At 71.2% G+C, this 15,649-nt stretch carries 13 protein-coding genes; 5 read left to right on the top strand and 8 right to left on the bottom strand.

Annotated features, from left to right (window positions below):
• Positions 1-366: 366 nt before the first annotated feature.
• On the top strand, positions 367-1,818 hold the full coding sequence (locus tag J3486_RS01515; RefSeq protein ID WP_207818893.1) for an NCS2 family permease: 1,452 nt from the start codon (positions 367-369) through the stop codon (positions 1,816-1,818).
• Here J3486_RS01515 and J3486_RS44600 read toward each other — a convergent pair.
• The 6 genes from J3486_RS44600 to J3486_RS01485 all read right to left on the bottom strand — a co-directional run bounded on the left by J3486_RS44600 (position 1,811) and on the right by J3486_RS01485 (position 8,702).
• Positions 1,811-1,987, bottom strand: coding sequence for a hypothetical protein (locus tag J3486_RS44600; protein ID WP_207818071.1), 177 nt, complete (start codon positions 1,985-1,987; stop codon positions 1,811-1,813). The genes J3486_RS01515 and J3486_RS44600 overlap by 8 nt on opposite strands.
• A gap of 241 nt (positions 1,988-2,228) precedes the next feature.
• On the bottom strand, positions 2,229-4,985 hold the full coding sequence (locus J3486_RS01505; RefSeq protein ID WP_207818070.1) for an alkaline phosphatase family protein: 2,757 nt from the start codon (positions 4,983-4,985) through the stop codon (positions 2,229-2,231).
• Between the two features lie 106 nt (positions 4,986-5,091).
• The gene (locus J3486_RS01500; protein ID WP_207818069.1) at positions 5,092-6,444 is read right to left on the bottom strand and encodes an ABC transporter permease; all 1,353 of its coding nucleotides are present in this window, start codon (positions 6,442-6,444) and stop codon (positions 5,092-5,094) included.
• Positions 6,441-7,436 (bottom strand): ABC transporter ATP-binding protein, encoded by a 996-nt coding sequence (locus J3486_RS01495; protein ID WP_207818068.1) that lies wholly within the window; start codon positions 7,434-7,436, stop codon positions 6,441-6,443. Before J3486_RS01495 ends, J3486_RS01500 begins: the two co-directional genes overlap by 4 nt.
• 138 nt (positions 7,437-7,574) lie before the next feature.
• Positions 7,575-7,859, bottom strand: coding sequence for a cupin domain-containing protein (locus J3486_RS01490; RefSeq protein ID WP_207818067.1), 285 nt, complete (start codon positions 7,857-7,859; stop codon positions 7,575-7,577).
• 456 nt (positions 7,860-8,315) lie between these two features.
• On the bottom strand, positions 8,316-8,702 hold the full coding sequence (locus tag J3486_RS01485; protein ID WP_207818066.1) for a helix-turn-helix domain-containing protein: 387 nt from the start codon (positions 8,700-8,702) through the stop codon (positions 8,316-8,318).
• 55 nt (positions 8,703-8,757) lie between these two features.
• Between J3486_RS01485 and J3486_RS01480 the strand changes: the two genes are divergently transcribed.
• Complete coding sequence (locus J3486_RS01480) at positions 8,758-9,984, top strand: MFS transporter (protein ID WP_307804651.1); 1,227 nt, start codon at positions 8,758-8,760, stop codon at positions 9,982-9,984.
• Between the two features lie 67 nt (positions 9,985-10,051).
• Positions 10,052-12,232 carry a hypothetical protein gene (locus tag J3486_RS01475; RefSeq protein WP_207818065.1) on the top strand — a complete coding sequence of 727 codons (2,181 nt, stop codon included), beginning with the start codon at positions 10,052-10,054 and terminating at the stop codon, positions 12,230-12,232.
• Positions 12,233-12,383: 151 nt separating this feature from the next.
• Here J3486_RS01475 and J3486_RS01470 read toward each other — a convergent pair whose 3' ends face one another.
• Positions 12,384-12,854 carry a carbon-nitrogen hydrolase family protein gene (locus J3486_RS01470; RefSeq protein WP_229377321.1) on the bottom strand — a complete coding sequence of 157 codons (471 nt, stop codon included), beginning with the start codon at positions 12,852-12,854 and terminating at the stop codon, positions 12,384-12,386.
• On the opposite strand from J3486_RS01470, the gene J3486_RS01465 reads away from it, so the two are divergent.
• The gene (locus tag J3486_RS01465; RefSeq protein ID WP_207818063.1) at positions 12,853-14,376 is read left to right on the top strand and encodes an FMN-binding glutamate synthase family protein; all 1,524 of its coding nucleotides are present in this window, start codon (positions 12,853-12,855) and stop codon (positions 14,374-14,376) included. The genes J3486_RS01470 and J3486_RS01465 overlap by 2 nt on opposite strands.
• A 25-nt stretch (positions 14,377-14,401) precedes the next feature.
• On the opposite strand, the gene J3486_RS45095 is transcribed toward J3486_RS01465, so the two are convergent.
• The gene (locus tag J3486_RS45095; protein WP_374194682.1) at positions 14,402-14,659 is read right to left on the bottom strand and encodes a carboxypeptidase-like regulatory domain-containing protein; all 258 of its coding nucleotides are present in this window, start codon (positions 14,657-14,659) and stop codon (positions 14,402-14,404) included.
• A gap of 323 nt (positions 14,660-14,982) precedes the next feature.
• Here J3486_RS45095 and J3486_RS01455 point away from each other — a divergent pair, with 323 nt between their 5' ends.
• Positions 14,983-15,576 carry a hypothetical protein gene (locus tag J3486_RS01455; protein WP_207818062.1) on the top strand — a complete coding sequence of 198 codons (594 nt, stop codon included), beginning with the start codon at positions 14,983-14,985 and terminating at the stop codon, positions 15,574-15,576.
• Positions 15,577-15,649 lie beyond the last annotated feature (73 nt).

The following is a 15,649-nucleotide window of genomic DNA, read 5'->3' as shown; positions in this document are numbered from 1 at the left end:
ACAGAAGTTCGATTTGGCTACTGTGCGTTGCCCAAGGCATACGTTTCGTCGAAACCTCCCAGAGCGGACCCAACACCCGTACGTCCCAAATGCGCGGCCCGGATGCGGGATCTCCATAACATCCTTGCAACCATTGCCAGTTGGGTGAGCGGACGGCTCCGCTCCGCGAGGCACGGCCGTAAGATCCGCCGCATCGCATGTGCGTTCGTGCATCGCTCCGCCGACGACGGGGTCGGCAGATCGTCCAACTCCCCTGCCGCTCCGGTTGCGTATGCCCGCACGCCCCCCGTTCCGCCGCGCGCTCCGCGTTCCCCCTACGACGCGCACGATCATGGAGATTCAATGAAGTCCAGCGCGACCGGTGCGATGCACGACGCACCGCACCCCGCTCCCGGCCCGTCCGGCGCCCCCGGCATCCCCGGGGGCCCGCTCGACCGGTTCTTCCGCATCACCGAACGCGGATCGACGTACGGCCGTGAGATACGCGGCGGACTCGCCACGTTCTTCACCATGGCCTACATCCTCGTGCTCAACCCGATCATCCTCGGCAGCGCGAAGGACATGACCGGCGCCCGGCTCGACCCGGCCCAACTGGTCACCGCCACCGCCCTGGTGGCCGCCGTGATGACCATCATCATGGGGGTCGGCGGCAATCTGCCGCTGGCGCTCGCCGCGGGCCTCGGCCTGAACGCGGTCGTCGCCTTCCAGCTCGCGCCCATGATGACGTGGGACGACGCGATGGGTCTGATCGTCCTCGAAGGCGTCATCATCTGCGTGCTCGTGCTGACCGGTCTGCGCGAGGCGGTCATGCACGCGATCCCGCAGCCACTGAAGCAGGCGATCAGTGTCGGCATCGGTCTGTTCATCGCGTTCATCGGCTTCGTCGACGCCGGTTTCGTCACCCGCATCCCGGACGCCGCGAACACCACGGTGCCGGTGCAGCTCGGATCCGGGTCCCTGACCGGATGGCCGATGCTCGTCTTCTGCGTCGGCCTGGTGCTCACGATCGTGCTGCTGGCCCGCAAGGTGAAGGGCGCGATCCTGATCAGCATCGTCAGCATGACGATCGTCGCGGTCATCCTGGACAAGGCAGCCGACATCAAGACCTGGGGCCTGACCACGCCCTCGCTGCCCGACACCCTCGTGGACACCCCGGACTTCGGGCTCCTCGGCCACTTCGACATGTTCGGGGCCTTCGGGCAGGTCAGCGTCGTCACCGTGCTGCTGCTGGTCTTCACCCTGATCCTGTCCGACTTCTTCGACACGATGGGCACCGTCGTCGGTGTCACCGCGGAGGCCGGCCTGCTCGACGAGGACGGCCAGGTGCCGAACCTGGGCCGTGTGCTGCTCATCGACGGCCTGGCGGCGGTGGCGGGCGGCGCGGCCTCCGCGTCCTCCTCGACGACGTACATCGAGTCGGCCGCGGGTGTCGGCGAAGGCGCGCGCACCGGCTTCGCGAACCTGTTCACCGGCGGCCTGTTCGCGCTCGCGCTCTTCCTGGCCCCGGTGCTGACCATCGTGCCGCTGCAGGCCGCGGCGCCCGCGCTCGTCGCGGTCGGCTTCCTGATGATGACGCAGGTCAAGCACATCGACTGGGACCGCTACGACATCGCCATCCCGGCCTTCCTGACCATCGCCGTGATGCCGTTCACGTACTCCATCACCAACGGCATCGGCGCCGGCTTCCTCGCGTACGTCATCATCAAGACGGCGCTCGGCAAGGCCCGCGAGGTGCACTGGCTGCTGTGGGGCACCTCGGCGCTGTTCCTCGTGTACTTCGCGATCGACCCGGTGGAGCAGCTGCTCGGCGTCAAGTGACCGCTCCGGCCGGGGGCGGCACGCCCCCGGCCGGGCGCTGGGCACTCCAGCGCAGCCGCACGTCGAGATGGGTGCCGGCCTTGGCGCTGCTGATGATCGCGCCGACCTGGGTGTCGAGCGTGACACCGAAGGACACCTCGATCACGTCCGAGGCCGACGGGACCGCCACCGGTGCGCGGGGTGGGCGACACGTACCGCTCCCCCAAAGATGGGGGCCCGCGACAGCCGGGCCCGGATGCCGCAGTCCCGTGGCGCCTCCAGTTCCAGCAGCGCGACGTCGCCCCGGCCGGTCGCCCTCGTGTACACATGGGTGCCCGGCACCAGCCGGGCCTCGGCACGTACTTCTGCCCGAACAGCACGCCCGCGCCTCGTCGGCCGCCGGGCGCGCTCGCCCGGCGGCCGACGGGGTGTCAGCCGTCGTTCTCCGTGGACGGCAGGAACGCTCCCGGCACGTCATCGGGTGCGTAGATCTTGCTCTCGCCCGGGTACGGCTTCTTCCAGCCGTGGGTCTCGTACCAGGTGAAGTGGTTCATCTGGGCCGGGTTGGCGTAGTCCGGCACCGCGTGCGGGCCGGTCAGGCGCTGCTTGGACTTCCACCCGTGCCACGCGTCGGCGAGCCCCTGCTTGTCCGTCGGGACCGCGGTGGAAGGGACGGCCGCCGCCTTCGGGTTCTCGGCCGCGGGGGTGTCGGAGCCGCAGGACGGCGGGGTCGCCAGACCGTCCGTCAGCGAGGTGCGGTTGGGCAGCGCGGTGAACGGCGCGTAGTCCGGCCGGTGCGTGAAGGCCGCCGTCATCGGGGTGGCCGCGCTGTCCTTCTGGTTCATCGGGTGGATCCCGAGGATCTGCTCGATGGTGCGGATCATCGTGATCTGCGAGTAGTAGTGGCTGTCGACAGTGCCGTGCTGCGCCCAGGGGCTGATGATCTGGATCGGCGCACGGTGGCCGTCGACGTGGTCGAGGCCCGCCTGGGAGTCGTCCTCGACCACGAAGATCGCGGAGTCCTTCCAGTACTTGCTGTGCGAGATGGTGTCGACGATGCGGCCGGTGGCCAGGTCGTTGTCGGCGACCTGTGCCGGGGAGTTGGCGGGGCCGCCCGTGTGATCGCTGGACAGCCAGAACATGTTGAGGTTCGCCGGGCCGTTCTTCTCGAAGTCCTGCTTCCAGATCTCGGCCCGGTAGATGTCAGGGACGCTGGTGTCGAACTTCGCGAAGCCGGGCACCGACACGGAGTTGAGGGACGGGATCGGCGAGGACGAGACCAGGTTGTAGGCGGTGTTCTGCCCGGTGGCGCGCATGGTCTTCGCGTCGCAGTACAGGTTCTGCCAGCTGGCGCCGGCGGGCTTGGTCAGGAACTGGTGGAACTCGCCGAAGTCGCGCACCGACTTGCCGGCCGCCTGCGCCCCGGTCCACAGGAACCCGGACTTCTGGTGGCCGAGGGCGTCGTCCTCGGTGTCGTAACTGCGCGCGTACTCACCCGCCGACGACTCGGTGTACTCCGGGTTGTCGGCCTGCATCAGCCAGTTGTGGCCCTCGGCCGAGTTCGTGCCGATGTCGTACGTGTTGTCGTAGAGGCCGAACTGGTTCGCCAGGGCGTGCTGGTTCGGCGTGACGTTCTCGCCGAACTCGGCCAGGGCCGGATCGCCGTTGCCCTTGTCGATGTCGCCGTAGACCTGGTCGTAGGTCCGGTTCTCCTTGACGATCAGGAAGACGTGCTTGATCGTCGACGGGTCACCGAGTCGTGCGGGCACCGGAACCGCCCTGGCGCGGCTGTCGCTCGCGGCCTTCTTCACCGCGCCCGCGGTCCAGCCGTTCTGCTGGAAGACCTTGGCCGTCTGCGCTCGGACGGTCCGGTCGCTCGGCAGTGTGAAGTGCGTCAGGCTCGACGTCGTGTCGTGCGTGCCGTGGCCCGCCTTGGTGGTGGGGCGGCGGGCGTCGACGCCGCGGGTGTTGGAGACGACGATCTGGTCGCCGACCGTGGCGATCTCCGCGGGGAAGTAGTCGGTGGGCAGCAGGCCCACGTAACTCACCGGCTCCTGCGGGCTGTTGTAACGGTAGACCGCGACCGCGTCGGCGCGGCCGAGCGTCACCAGGAGGTGGCCGTCGTCGGTGAGTGTCACCGCGTCGGGCTCGTAGCCGACCGACGCCTCGGGCCACGGCTTGGTGGAGATCGTCTGGACGACCTTCTCCTTGTGCGTGTCGATGACGGAGACGTCGTTGGTCGCCGTGTTCGTCACGAACACCGCGCCGCCCTTGGCGTACAGCGCCGTCGGGTGCCGCCCCACGGAGAGGGAGGCGACGTCGGCGGACGGGTGCGCGGTGTCGATGACGCTGACGGTGCCGGTGGTGGTGGCCGCGGTCACCGGGTCGGCCGGGACCGGGGTGTTGTAGGAGTTGATGGTGGTGTCACCAGGGCGTGCGGTGCGTCCGCCCTCGTTGCTGACATACAGCTTGTCGCCGACGGCGACCATGTCCCGCGGGGCGTTGCCGACGGCCCAGCTCCGCTCGATCGCTCCGGTGGCGGCATCGAGGGCGACGACCCGGTTCTGGCCGTTCACGGCGGCGTACACGGTGGAGCCGTCGGGAGAGAACACCGGCTCGCCGACGAGGGCGTGCTTGGCGCCGTCCGCGGGGATCTTGACGGCCGTCGGATCGGCGAGGCTGCCGTCGTCGTGCACGGTGAACCTCGTGTAGCCGTCGGTCTGGCCGAGCCACAGCTGCTTGCCGTCGGGCGAGTACGTCGGCCCCTCCTGACCCACGTCGTTGCCGCTGATCCGCAGGTCGGCGGCGGCGCTGTTGCCGACGCGCTGCTGCACCTTCCAGGTCTTGAGGTCGACGACGGCCAGGGCGAGACCGCCGTCGGTGAGGGAGGCGGCGAGGTGACTGCCGTCCGGGCTCACCGACGACGACATGATCTTGCCGTTGTCGAGGATGAGCCGGTCGCCGTACGGGGCGAGGTACTGGTCGCTGGATATCACCTGGCCGTGCGCGGTGACCTGGCCGACCTGATCCTCGCCGAACTGTCGCGTCGAGGCGGCGGCCGTACCGGCCAGCGTGAACGCCAGCGCGGTGACACCCACCGCGGCGAGCGGTCTGCGACGGCCTATCCGTCGCGCGAAAGTGCCGGGACCGGCGCTCCCCACGCGCCGTCGGCGGCGTGCTACCTGCATGGAGTTTCCCTTCGAGGTTGCTTGGGGGGTGGCGTTCTGGGTGGTGTTCCGGGCGGTGCGCCGGGGGCTCTCCGGGCGGTGTTCCTGGCGGGCTCCAGGTGGCGCTCTAAGAGGCGGAGAGCAGGTCGACGTTTCCGTCGAACTGCCAGAGCGGGTTGGGCACGTCACCGTCCGGGGTGTGCACGAGGAAGTAGCCGTTGACCTCCTTCGGCCCGTCCCCGTCGGCGACGTACCGCCCGTCCGCGGTGACGTCGAGCTGGTAGACGGCCTGGCCCGTGCCGTCCGTGCCGGGGAGGTGCCAGGACACGACACAGCGCCAGTCGTTGCCCGCCCCCTCGGGGCCGTCGGCGACTCCGGCCTTGGTGCAGGCCGCGGTGGCGCGCAGCTGTGCCTCGGTGACGGCCGGGCGGTGCAGTTGCGCGGTCTGGGCGCGGTAGAGGTGGGCGAAGGCCGTGGCGACCGAGCGCTGCACCTTGGCCCGGGTGATGCCGGAGCCGTCGGCCGGGGTGGCCACGGCGAGCACCCCGACGGTCGAGGCGAACAGCGCGAGCAGCGGCAGCGCCCCGGTGACGAGGGCCCCGCGCCCGGCGGTGTCGTCGGTCGGGTTGGTGAAGTCACGCCGTACGAAGAGGAGTTGGGCCAGCACGGTCGCGGCGACGGCCCAGATCAGGCTCACGGCGACCCCGATCAGCAGGGGCGTCGTCTGGGCGGGACTGCTGAACAGGCCGTTCCAGGAGAGGAACGCGTACCCGGGCAGCGCGAGGCGCACGACGACCGGCAGCGGCAGCATCTGTCCGAGCTGCATCGCGAGGGCGACGAACGCGGGCAGCAGCAGCCCCATCGGCGAGCGGCCGAACGCCACGGAGCCGAGCAGCCCGATCGCGGACAGGGCCAGCGTCGGCGCGAGCGCGCAGACCCAGGCGAGCAGTACCTGCGCGGCGGCGTCGGAGGGCGCGAGCGGGTGTCCGTCGAGGCCGATCAGCGGATGGTCGCCGACCGCGAGCAGTCCGCCGACGGTGCTGGAGACGGCGAGCCCCGCCACCAGGACCAGGATGACGAGCAGGCTGGCCAGCGCCTTGGCGGCGAAGATCCGTCGCGGCGAGCGCACCGCCACCAGCAGATGCCGCCATGTGCCGAGCCGGTCCTCGGCGGCGAACACGTCCCCGGCCACCACCGACGTGACCAGCGGCAGCGCCCACGACCCGCCGAATCCGAGGACCACCAGCGGTCCGGCCCACGCGGTGGCGTGCATCCAGCGGCCGAAGAGGGTGTCGGTGGGGAGCGTGCTCTGCTGTGCCACCGCGATCACGAAGAGGGCGGGGGCGAGCCAGCACACCAGGACGAGGATGCGGACGCGCCACTGGGAGACGAGCTTGACCAGCTCGAACCGGAAGGCGCGGCGCACGGCCGGGGCGGTGACGGCAGGCGCGGTGGCGAGGGTGGTGAGGGTGGCGGTCATCGGCCGGCCACCACCAAAGCGCCCTGCCCCTGCCCCCGCTCCTGCTCCCGCCTTTGCCCTTGCCCTTGCTCTTGCTCGGTGAGCGCGAGGAAGGCCGCCTCCAGCGGTGACGCGACGGGCGCCAGCTCCCGCAGGGCGACTCCGGCGCGCACCAGCCGCGTGACGAGGTCGTCGAGGGCGGGCACCAGGGCCCGTACGACGAGAACGCCGTCGGTGGCACCGGGGGCGTCGCCGACGACGTGCACCCCGGGGGTGCCGTCGGCCAGGCCGCGCGCGGTCGAGGGGTCCGACACCCGTAGCCGGTAGTCGAGTTCCCGTTCGTCGGAGGCGAGTCGGTCGAGCGGACCGGAGAAGACGACGCGCCCGGTGGCGAGGATGGTGACCTCGGAGCAGAGGGCCTCGACGTCGTCCATACGGTGGCTGGAGAGCACGACGGCGGTGCCGTTCGCCGCGAGTCGGGTCAGGACGCGGTGCACGTGCCGGGTGCCCGCCGGGTCCAGGCCGTTGGAGGGTTCGTCGAGGACGAGCAGCCGCGGCTCGGTGAGCAGGGCGGCGGCGAGGCCGAGGCGTTGGCGCATCCCGAGGGAGAACCCGCGGACCCGGTCGTCGGCGACGTCGGTGAGCCCGACCTGGGCCAGCGCGTCGTCGATCCGGTCCGCTGCGGTGTCGTGCCCCTGCAGCGCGGCCAGCGCGGCGAGGTTCTGCCGTGCGGTGAGCGTGGGGTAGAGCCCGGGGCCGTCGACGAACCCGGCCACCCCGTCGGGCGCCGTGAGCGCCCGGCGCACCGGCGCGCCGAGGATCTCCAGGCTGCCGCTGTCGGCGACGGCGAGGCCGAGCAGCAGCCCGAGCAGCGTCGTCTTGCCTGCGCCGTTGGGCCCGATGAGCCCGTGGATCTGTCCTTGCGCGACATCGAGGTCGACGCCGTCCAGGGCGACGACGTCACCGAACGTCTTCGTCGTCCCGCGGATCTTTATGGCGAGTGGTCTGTCCATGAGGCCCTTCTTCCGGAACCTCATGGACCATAGAGACCTCACAAGTCCCGTGCAGGACACACGAATTGAACGCACAGGGAACGGAAAGCGACCGGATGCCGACATCCCGTCGGCACGCCCGGCGCGGCCCACCCCGGGTCACTTCAGTTCGATCTCCACGAAGGACAGCGGGGCGTCTCCGCTGTTGACGACCTCGTGCTCGCCGCCGGCCGGGCGGGCGTAGGACTCGCCCGCCCGCAACCGCGAGGGGGTGACCGTGCCGTCCGGAGTGATCACGTCGGTGGTGCCGTCGGTGACGGGCACGACGACGTAGTCGTAGGCGTGCACGTGCCGGCCGGTGCTCTCCTTGGGCTCGAAGTCCCAGCGTGTGACGCGCACCCGCTCGTCCTCGTGCTGCAAGGTGGCGCGGGCGGTGGTCGTCATGGCGGCTCTCCTCATCGTCGGTCGCCGCGTTCTTGCGGCGACATCCCAGGTGGCAGGCTATCTGCCGCCCTGATGCCCCCCGCCGGGCGCGTCGGTCCGGCCGCCGGGGCATGGCCGCACACCGACACGGCTTGCCTGTACGCTGACAACACGAGCGGTTCTCCTCCAGCCCCGGACGCTCCGCCAGAGATGCTCGGACCATCGCGCGCGTCGCCGCCGTGGTCCACCGCCGCGCTGTCCCGAATCACCCGATCCATACGCCCGATCACCCGCTGACCCGCGCTCGGCGGGTCGCGTGCGGCGTCGACCTGCGCGGCGTCGACGAGGACCGCCCCCCGAGCCCATGGCAGAGCTCCTGGACGAGATCGACGCGGTGCGGGCCTCCCTCGGCCTGCGGCGACGCGGAGGGGGTGAACGGTGCGCGTGGGCCTGGCGGGTGCACGCCCACGCGGCGCCTCAGCGGCTCGGTGTATCGCTCCCCCGGCTCTCGCCGCCCGCCCGCGCCCGCGCCCGCTCGATGTCGGGCACATGCCGCTCCGCCCATTCCCGTACGGCGCGCAGCGGGATCAGGAGGGAGCGGCCGAGGTCGGTGAGCGCGTACTCGACGTGTGGGGGACGTGCGGCGATCTCGGTGCGGGAGATCAGGCCGTCGTGCTCCATCGCGCGCAGTGTCTCCGTGAGCGCCTTGGGGGTGATCCCCCGGATGTGCGCCTTGAGTTCGGTGAACCGCATCGGTCCGGTGTCGAGCGCGTTGACGACGAACACCGTCCAGCGCGCGCCGATCCGGTGCAGGACGGTGCGGCTGGGGCAGGTCGCCGCCATGACGTTGTAGGCCTTGCTCATGCGCCACTCCCGGTAGCGTTGTAGATACCGATATAGAAACTATACCGTCCCGGGTGTGAATCCTTCCGAGATCGCGGTCCGTCCCTCCGTCACCCGCCACGGCCGTTTCCTCGCGGCCATCGTGATCGACTCGATCGGCAGCGGCGTCTTCATCCCCGTGTCGATGCTCTACTTCCTGGCCACGACCTCGCTGACGCTGGTGCAGGTGGGCGCGGCGCTGACGACGGCCGGACTGCTGGCGCTCCCCGCGGGGCCGCTCACCGGAGGGCTGGTGGACCGGTACGGCGCCAAGCCGGTGCTGCAGGCGGCCAACCTGGCCCAGGCGGCCGGCTTCGCCGGGTATCTCTTCGTGGGGCAGCCGTGGCAGATCGCTCTGTGCGCGTGGTTGAACAGCGCCGGACGGGCGGTGTTCTTCGGCTGCTACGGCGTGACCGTCACGGCGCTGGCCGAACCCGGCCGGCGCGAGCACTGGTTCGGGCTCCTCGGCTCCGTGCGCAACCTGGGGTACGCGGCCGGCGGCCTGCTCGCCTCCGTCGCCGTCGGGGTCGGAACGCGCGGCATGTACACCGCGATCGTGGCCGTCAACGCCCTGTCCTACGTCGCGGCCTTCGCCCTGATGCGGACCGTGCCGAACGCCCGCCCCGACGCGCACCACGACACCGCCGGAGGCTGGCGGCGCGTACTGCGGGACCGGCGGTTCCTACCCGTCGTCGCCCATCAACTGTGCTTCGCCGTCTCACTGTTCGTCCTGAACGTCGCGATACCCGTCTACGCCGTGGACGTGCTCGGGCTGCCGGGCTGGACGGCCGGGGCGGTCTTCACGCTCAACACCCTCATGGTCGGCTTCGGCCAGGGGTTCGTCGTCGGGCGGCTCGGCGGACGGGTCCGCAGCCGGGTCCTCGTCACGGGGCACGCCTGCTTCGCCGCCGGCTATCTCCTGTTCCTCGCCGCCGGCCATGTCGCCGCGCTCGCCCTCGCGATCGCCGCCCTGCTGTGCGGGGCGGGCCTGTACACGTTCGGGGAGATCCTGGGCGGCCCCCTCACCTCGACGATCGCCGCGGAGAGCGCCCCGGACGCGCTCCGCGGCCGCTACCTCGCCCTCAACCAACTCGCCGTGACGCTCGCGGGAACGGCCGCTCCGCTCGCGCTCTCCGGGTTGCTGTCCGCCGGGCCGGCCGCAATCTGGCTGACCCTGGTCGGCGTCAGCGCCCTCGGCGCGACGCTCGCCCTCACGATCGGCAGAACGGTGCCGGCGGCGCGGGGCCTGATCGGGAAGGCGTAGCGCAGCCCTCCACCGGCCCACGGAAACCCGAGTGCGTCCCCCTGCGCACCTCTGCCACCATGCCCGCATGGTCCACCGTCTCGAACACCTGGTCGTCCGACATGCCCTCCGTCTGCCTGCCCCCGAGGGGCCGGCAGGCGACGGTGGCGTCGCGGCGCGACAGTTCGACGCCACGCTGATGTCCGTGGGCTTCAAGCTGTCCGCGCCGCTCCTGGAACGACTGTCCGGTCTGGCCGAGGCCGCGGTGCTCGACATCGCCGTGCGAACGCTGGCCGTCGTACGGGAACTCGTCGGTGACCATGTGCGGCACAACACGTACTTCATCGACTTTCCGGCGAACGTGCCGGACACCCTGGACTTCTGGATGCGGTGCATCCGGGAGGCGCTCGCCGACGACGCCACCCGCGCGGACACTCTGGAGCAGCTGAGCTCCGGCGTGATGAATCTGCTGACGCTGCCCTCGTACGGCCGGTACCGGCACACGTACACGGAAATGCTCGGCCACCACGACGAGTTGATCGCGGCGGCCGGTGACCGGATGACGGTGCTGCATCTCGGCGGGGACGCGCGGGACGAGATCGGCGAGCTGTACCTGAAGCTCGCGGGCAGCCGCACGCCCCTGAGCGAGGACCACCTCCGTGACCTCGACGCGCTGGCGGCGCACTGTGTGGACGGCCGCCGGCCCGAGGAGATCCCGGTGCGCGAGAACCGTGCGGTGATCAACAGGGCCAGGCTGCGGGCGGATCCGGGTGCGGAGCTGCTGCTCGACACGGTCACCGACGTGCTGCGTCTGGCCTGCGCGCTGGCGGACGGCGACGTGTCGCTGCTCGAACCCACCCGGTTCGGGAAGCTGTCGCGGCCCACGCGCCGGGCGCTGCTCGCGGGGCTCGACGCGGTGGTCGCCGCGGTGCCCGCGAAGCTCGCCGACGTGCCCGCGCACCGGGAGGCGTGGAAGCGGCTCGGTGAGCGGCTGCACCCGCACGAGTACCCCCGGTGGCCGCATGCCGCCCAGGTGTTCGCGGTGGCGCGCGGTGAGCAGCGGGTGCGGTCCTTCGCGAGCCGGACCGAGGAGCTGCTCGGCCGGGGCGACGTGCCGGGTGCGGTGCACCTGCTGGGGTCCGCGCCGGGTGCGCTGATGCGGTCCGTGGACCGGCTGGCGCGCTCCGCCGGCACCGACGAGGAGTACGAGACGGTGCTCACCGGGGTCGAGAAGGCGCTCCCGCGGGTCTCCGGGCGCGTACTGCTCTCGGTGCGCCGGCACCTCCTGAACCGGGGCGACCGGCTCGAACAGCAGGGTGCGCGCCGGGTGTTCGTCAACCGGCGCGGGCGCGCCTGGGTCACCGACGACACCCGCCCCGCGCTGCCCGAGGCCGTCAAGGAGCGGCTGACCGCGCTGCTCGACGCGGAGATCGCCCGCCGCGCGCCGGTCTCGGGGCCGGTCCTCGTCGACCCGGACTTCCTCGATGTCGCGCTGCCGCTCAGCGACAAGGCGGTCTCGTCGGGGCTCGGGGTGCTGCCGCGCGGTTCGGTGTCGCCGGTCGAGGGCGAGCTGCTGCGGTTCTTCGTGTACTGGAAGCAGAAGCGGGAGAGGACGGACTTCGACCTGTCCGCGGTGATCCTGGACGAACACTACGAGCAGGTCAGCTGGCTGTCGTACACCCAGCTGACGGCTGTGGAGGGCCGGCACTCCGGGGACGTCGTGGAAGCGCCGCACGGCGCGTCGGAGTTCATCGAGCTGCGGCTCGGGGCGGTGCGCGGGAGCTTCGTCGTGCCGCAGGTCCTCGTCTTCTCCGGTGAGGGCTTCATGGACGTCGAGGAGTCGTTCTTCGGGTTCATGCTGCGTGAGCACGAGCAGAAGGGGCGGCCGTTCGAACCGCGGACCGTGCGCATGAAGTCGGATCTGCGCGGTCCCGGCCGGGTGGCGCTGCCGCTGGTCTTCCAGCGCGCCGACGACGGCTCGTGGCGGGCGCACTGGCTGCACCTGTGCCTGCGGGGCATGCCGTCGGCGAACCGTGTCGAGGAGACCCGGGTGACGGTGGAGGCGCTGGCGCGCGGCATCGTCGAGCGCGAGCAGCTGACCGTGCGCCGGCTGCTCGGCCTGCTGCCCGACGCGGAGGTGACCCTGTGGGACGGCGAGAGCGTTCCGGAGGGGCCGGTCACCTTCATGGGGATGCGCCGCCCCGAGGGGCTGCATCCCGGGTCGCGGGTGCTCACCCCGGAAAATCTGCGCGACGTGATCCCTGAGTGACTGGTAGCGTTCGGTGCGCGAGGCCATGAAGAGGCTTCCTTCTCACACCTCTCTGAAATAGCCTCTTCGCTTTCCTCGCACCCGACTTCGAGCCCCCGGCATTCCGTGCCGGGGGCTCTGTCGTGCGCGGTGCCGCGTCGCGGTACGCGTGTCAGCCGAGCCGGTGCCGGGCGCGCTCGTGCGTGGTGGTGTCGCGCAGGTCCCGCAGCATCGGTTCGCTGTCCCGGGCGGCGCGCAGTTGCCGCGGGTCGAGGTCGGCGGTGATCAGTTCCTGCCGGTCCGGGCCCGCCTCGGCAAGCGGCCGCCCTTCGGGGCCCCACACGGCACTGGAGCCGCAGGCGTCCCAGCCGCCCGTAGCGCCGATGTGGTTGGCCGGCACCGCGTAGCAGGTGTTGTCCAGGGCCCGCGCCGGGAACCACGTACGCGAGGCAGGCCCAACAGCCGGTCGATCTCGGTGTGACACCGGTCGCGGTCGGTGGCGAAGCGCTCGTCGGCGGCCGCGTACGCCTGGGACAAGTGCCCTCCCCGAAGCCGGACTTCTGGCATGCCCTCTACCATCAGGCGTGTTTCGCCGTGCGGCAGTGCCCGCCCGGCGACGAACAGCCGAGGAGAGGAACGTCATGCGTGTTCGGAACATCGGGGCGGCCGCCGCGACGGCGTTGGCGGTGGTGGCCGCTCGCGACCTCGTGCAGAAGAAGCACGCGTTGCTGAGGAACTTCCCGGTGGTCGGGCACGCCCGGTACCTGCTGGAGGCGATCGGTCCCGAGCTGCGGCAGTACATCGTCACGTCCAACGACGAGGAGCGTCCGTTCAGCCGCGACCAGCGCCGCTGGATCTACGCGTCGGCGAAGGAGGAGAACAGCTACTTCGGCTTCGGCACCGACAACGACGTCGAGCACATGCAGGGCCACGCGTACGTGAAGCAGCGCACGTTCGCCGGGCCGCTGCCCGATCTGCACGACCCGCAGGCCCCGCTGCCGTCGGCGAAGATACTGGGCGGTCCGCGCGGACGGGCCAAGGCGTTCCGTCCCGCGAGCGTCGTGAACATCTCGGCGATGAGTTTCGGTTCGCTGTCCGGTGCCGCCGTCACGGCCCTCAACAAGGGCGCGGCGCTGGCCGGCACGTTGCACAACACCGGTGAGGGCGGCCTCTCGCCCTACCACCGCAACGGCGGTGACCTCGTCCTGCAGATAGGCACCTCGTACTTCGGCTGCCGCAACGAGGACGGCACCTTCAGCCTCGACAAGCTGAAGGCCGTCGTCGCCGGCGCCCCCGTGAAGGCGATAGAGATCAAGCTCTCGCAGGGCGCCAAGCCGGGGCTCGGCGGGATGCTGCCGGGCGCGAAGGTGACGTCCGAGATCGCCGAGATCCGCGGTATCCCCGCGGGCAAGGACTGTGCGTCGCCCTCGCGGCACACCGCGTTCCACGACGTGGACTCGATGCTCGACTTCGTGGAGCTGATCGCCACGGAGACCGGTCTGCCGGTCGGCATCAAGAGCGCTGTCGGCGAGATGAGCTTCTGGGAGGAGCTGGCCACGCTGATGGCGCAGGGCGACCGCGGCGTCGACTTCGTGACCATCGACGGCGGCGAGGGCGGCACCGGCGCAGCGCCCCTGATCTTCAGCGACTCGGTGTCCCTGCCGTTCCGGATGGGGTTCTCGCGCGTCTACCGCGTGTTCGCCGAGCGGGGGCTGACCGACGACCTCACCTTCATCGGCTCCGGCAAGCTGGGGCTGCCCGAGAACGCCGCCGTCGCGTTCGCCCTGGGCGTCGACATGATCAACGTGGCTCGTGAGGCGATGCTCTCCATCGGCTGCATCCAGGCGCAGAAGTGCCACACCGACACCTGCCCCACCGGCATCGCCACCCAGGACTCCTGGCTGGTGCGGGGTGTGGACGCGCCCTCGAAGGCCACCCGGTCCGCCATGTATCTGCGCACGCTGCGCCGGGAGCTGCTGAAGGTGTCGGGAGCGGTCGGCGTCGCCCACCCCTCCCTCATCACGCCCGACGACATCGACATCATGAACGGTGACTACGAGGCCCGTACGCTGGCCGGCGTCTACGGCTACAAGGACGGCTGGGGCGAACTCGGGCCGGAACTGGCCCGGGAGATCACCGAACTGCTCACCGGGCCGTCCGACTGATCCGTCGGCCACCGCTGTTCCGTGGTCACCGCGCGAGCAACTCCTCCTTACGTGCGCGCAGGGTGAAGTCCGCGGTGACCGGAACACCTTGGCGTACGAGGATGCGCCGGGCCTCGGGGTGCCTGCCGGGGGCCGAGGCCACGAGGCTGAGGTGGTCATCGGGCAGCCCTGCCAGGGCGTGGCGGCCCTGCCCGTCGGTGAACGTGGAGATCAGCCGGCGTCCGTGGCCGTCCCGTAGGAGGACGGCCGGGCCACTCGGCTGTTCCTGTCGCGGGTCCGCGATCGTGCCGGTCAGGACGGGCAGCGGTTCGCCGACGTGGTGGTGCGTGGCGGGCAGCGCGGTGGGGACGGGCGTCCCCGCGTGTCGTCGACCGGGCGGCCTCCGTGGCGGCGCGGCGGTGCCGCAGGTGATCGAGGCCGAGCAGGGCGGCGCCGAGCAGCGGGCCCTGCATCCCGGCCCCGTCGAAATACAGCAGGCCGCGCAGTGCCTCGACGGCGTTGGCGAGCGGCATCACGGCGCGCACGTGCTGGTAGAACCTCCGGCAGCAGCGGGGCGGGCACCGCTCCCCCGCTCGTCGGGATCGACATCACGATGAAGAGCGCCCGGTGAGCGGGAAGGCGAGGCCGAGGACCGCGGGGTGGGGGTCGAAGCACCTGTCCCGCCCGGCCCGCCACGACCACCTTCACCTGGTGCGGCTGCGGGGTGTGCGGGGCCGGGGCGAAGCAGCCACGGATACCGGCCGCCCCGACGCGCACGCGCTCTTCGATCCCGTCGAGGACACCGAGGCGCTGCACCGCTCGGCCCGCACGCTGTGGCGGGCGATCACGGTCGGCGATCAGGCGGGGCCGATCCGGATGCTGCTCCAATTGCTCAGCCTGGCGGCCACCGATCCCGAGCAGTACGGCGAACACCCGCGTGAGACCGTCACGTTCATGGCCGATCCGCTCACGGACACCAAGGTCCGCCCCGGCCACCCGAGGCGCGCGGCACGCGAACGGGTCACGCCGCTCGTGTCCGGGCTGCGCGGGCTGTGCCAGGACCGGCTCGTCACCGGGGGCGCGGCCCGCACCGACGCGGCGGTGGAGGCCGGCCGACGGACGGCACGGGCCGCCGCACACCACGGCCGATCCTCAAGTCACCACTCGCTCGCCCGACTTGAGACCCCACTTGAATCCTCACCGTGCGACGCCCGTACATAGGTGCACCCCGGAGCGACCCGAGTACCATCCGGCATCAGCATCCCTGTCTCGGCCGAGACACCATGAAGGGCAG

The sequence above is a fragment of the Streptomyces sp. VRA16 Mangrove soil genome (genome assembly GCF_017377775.1).
Classification (GTDB): domain Bacteria; phylum Actinomycetota; class Actinomycetes; order Streptomycetales; family Streptomycetaceae; genus Streptomyces.
This window is presented reverse-complemented; position numbering and strand designations above follow the sequence as displayed.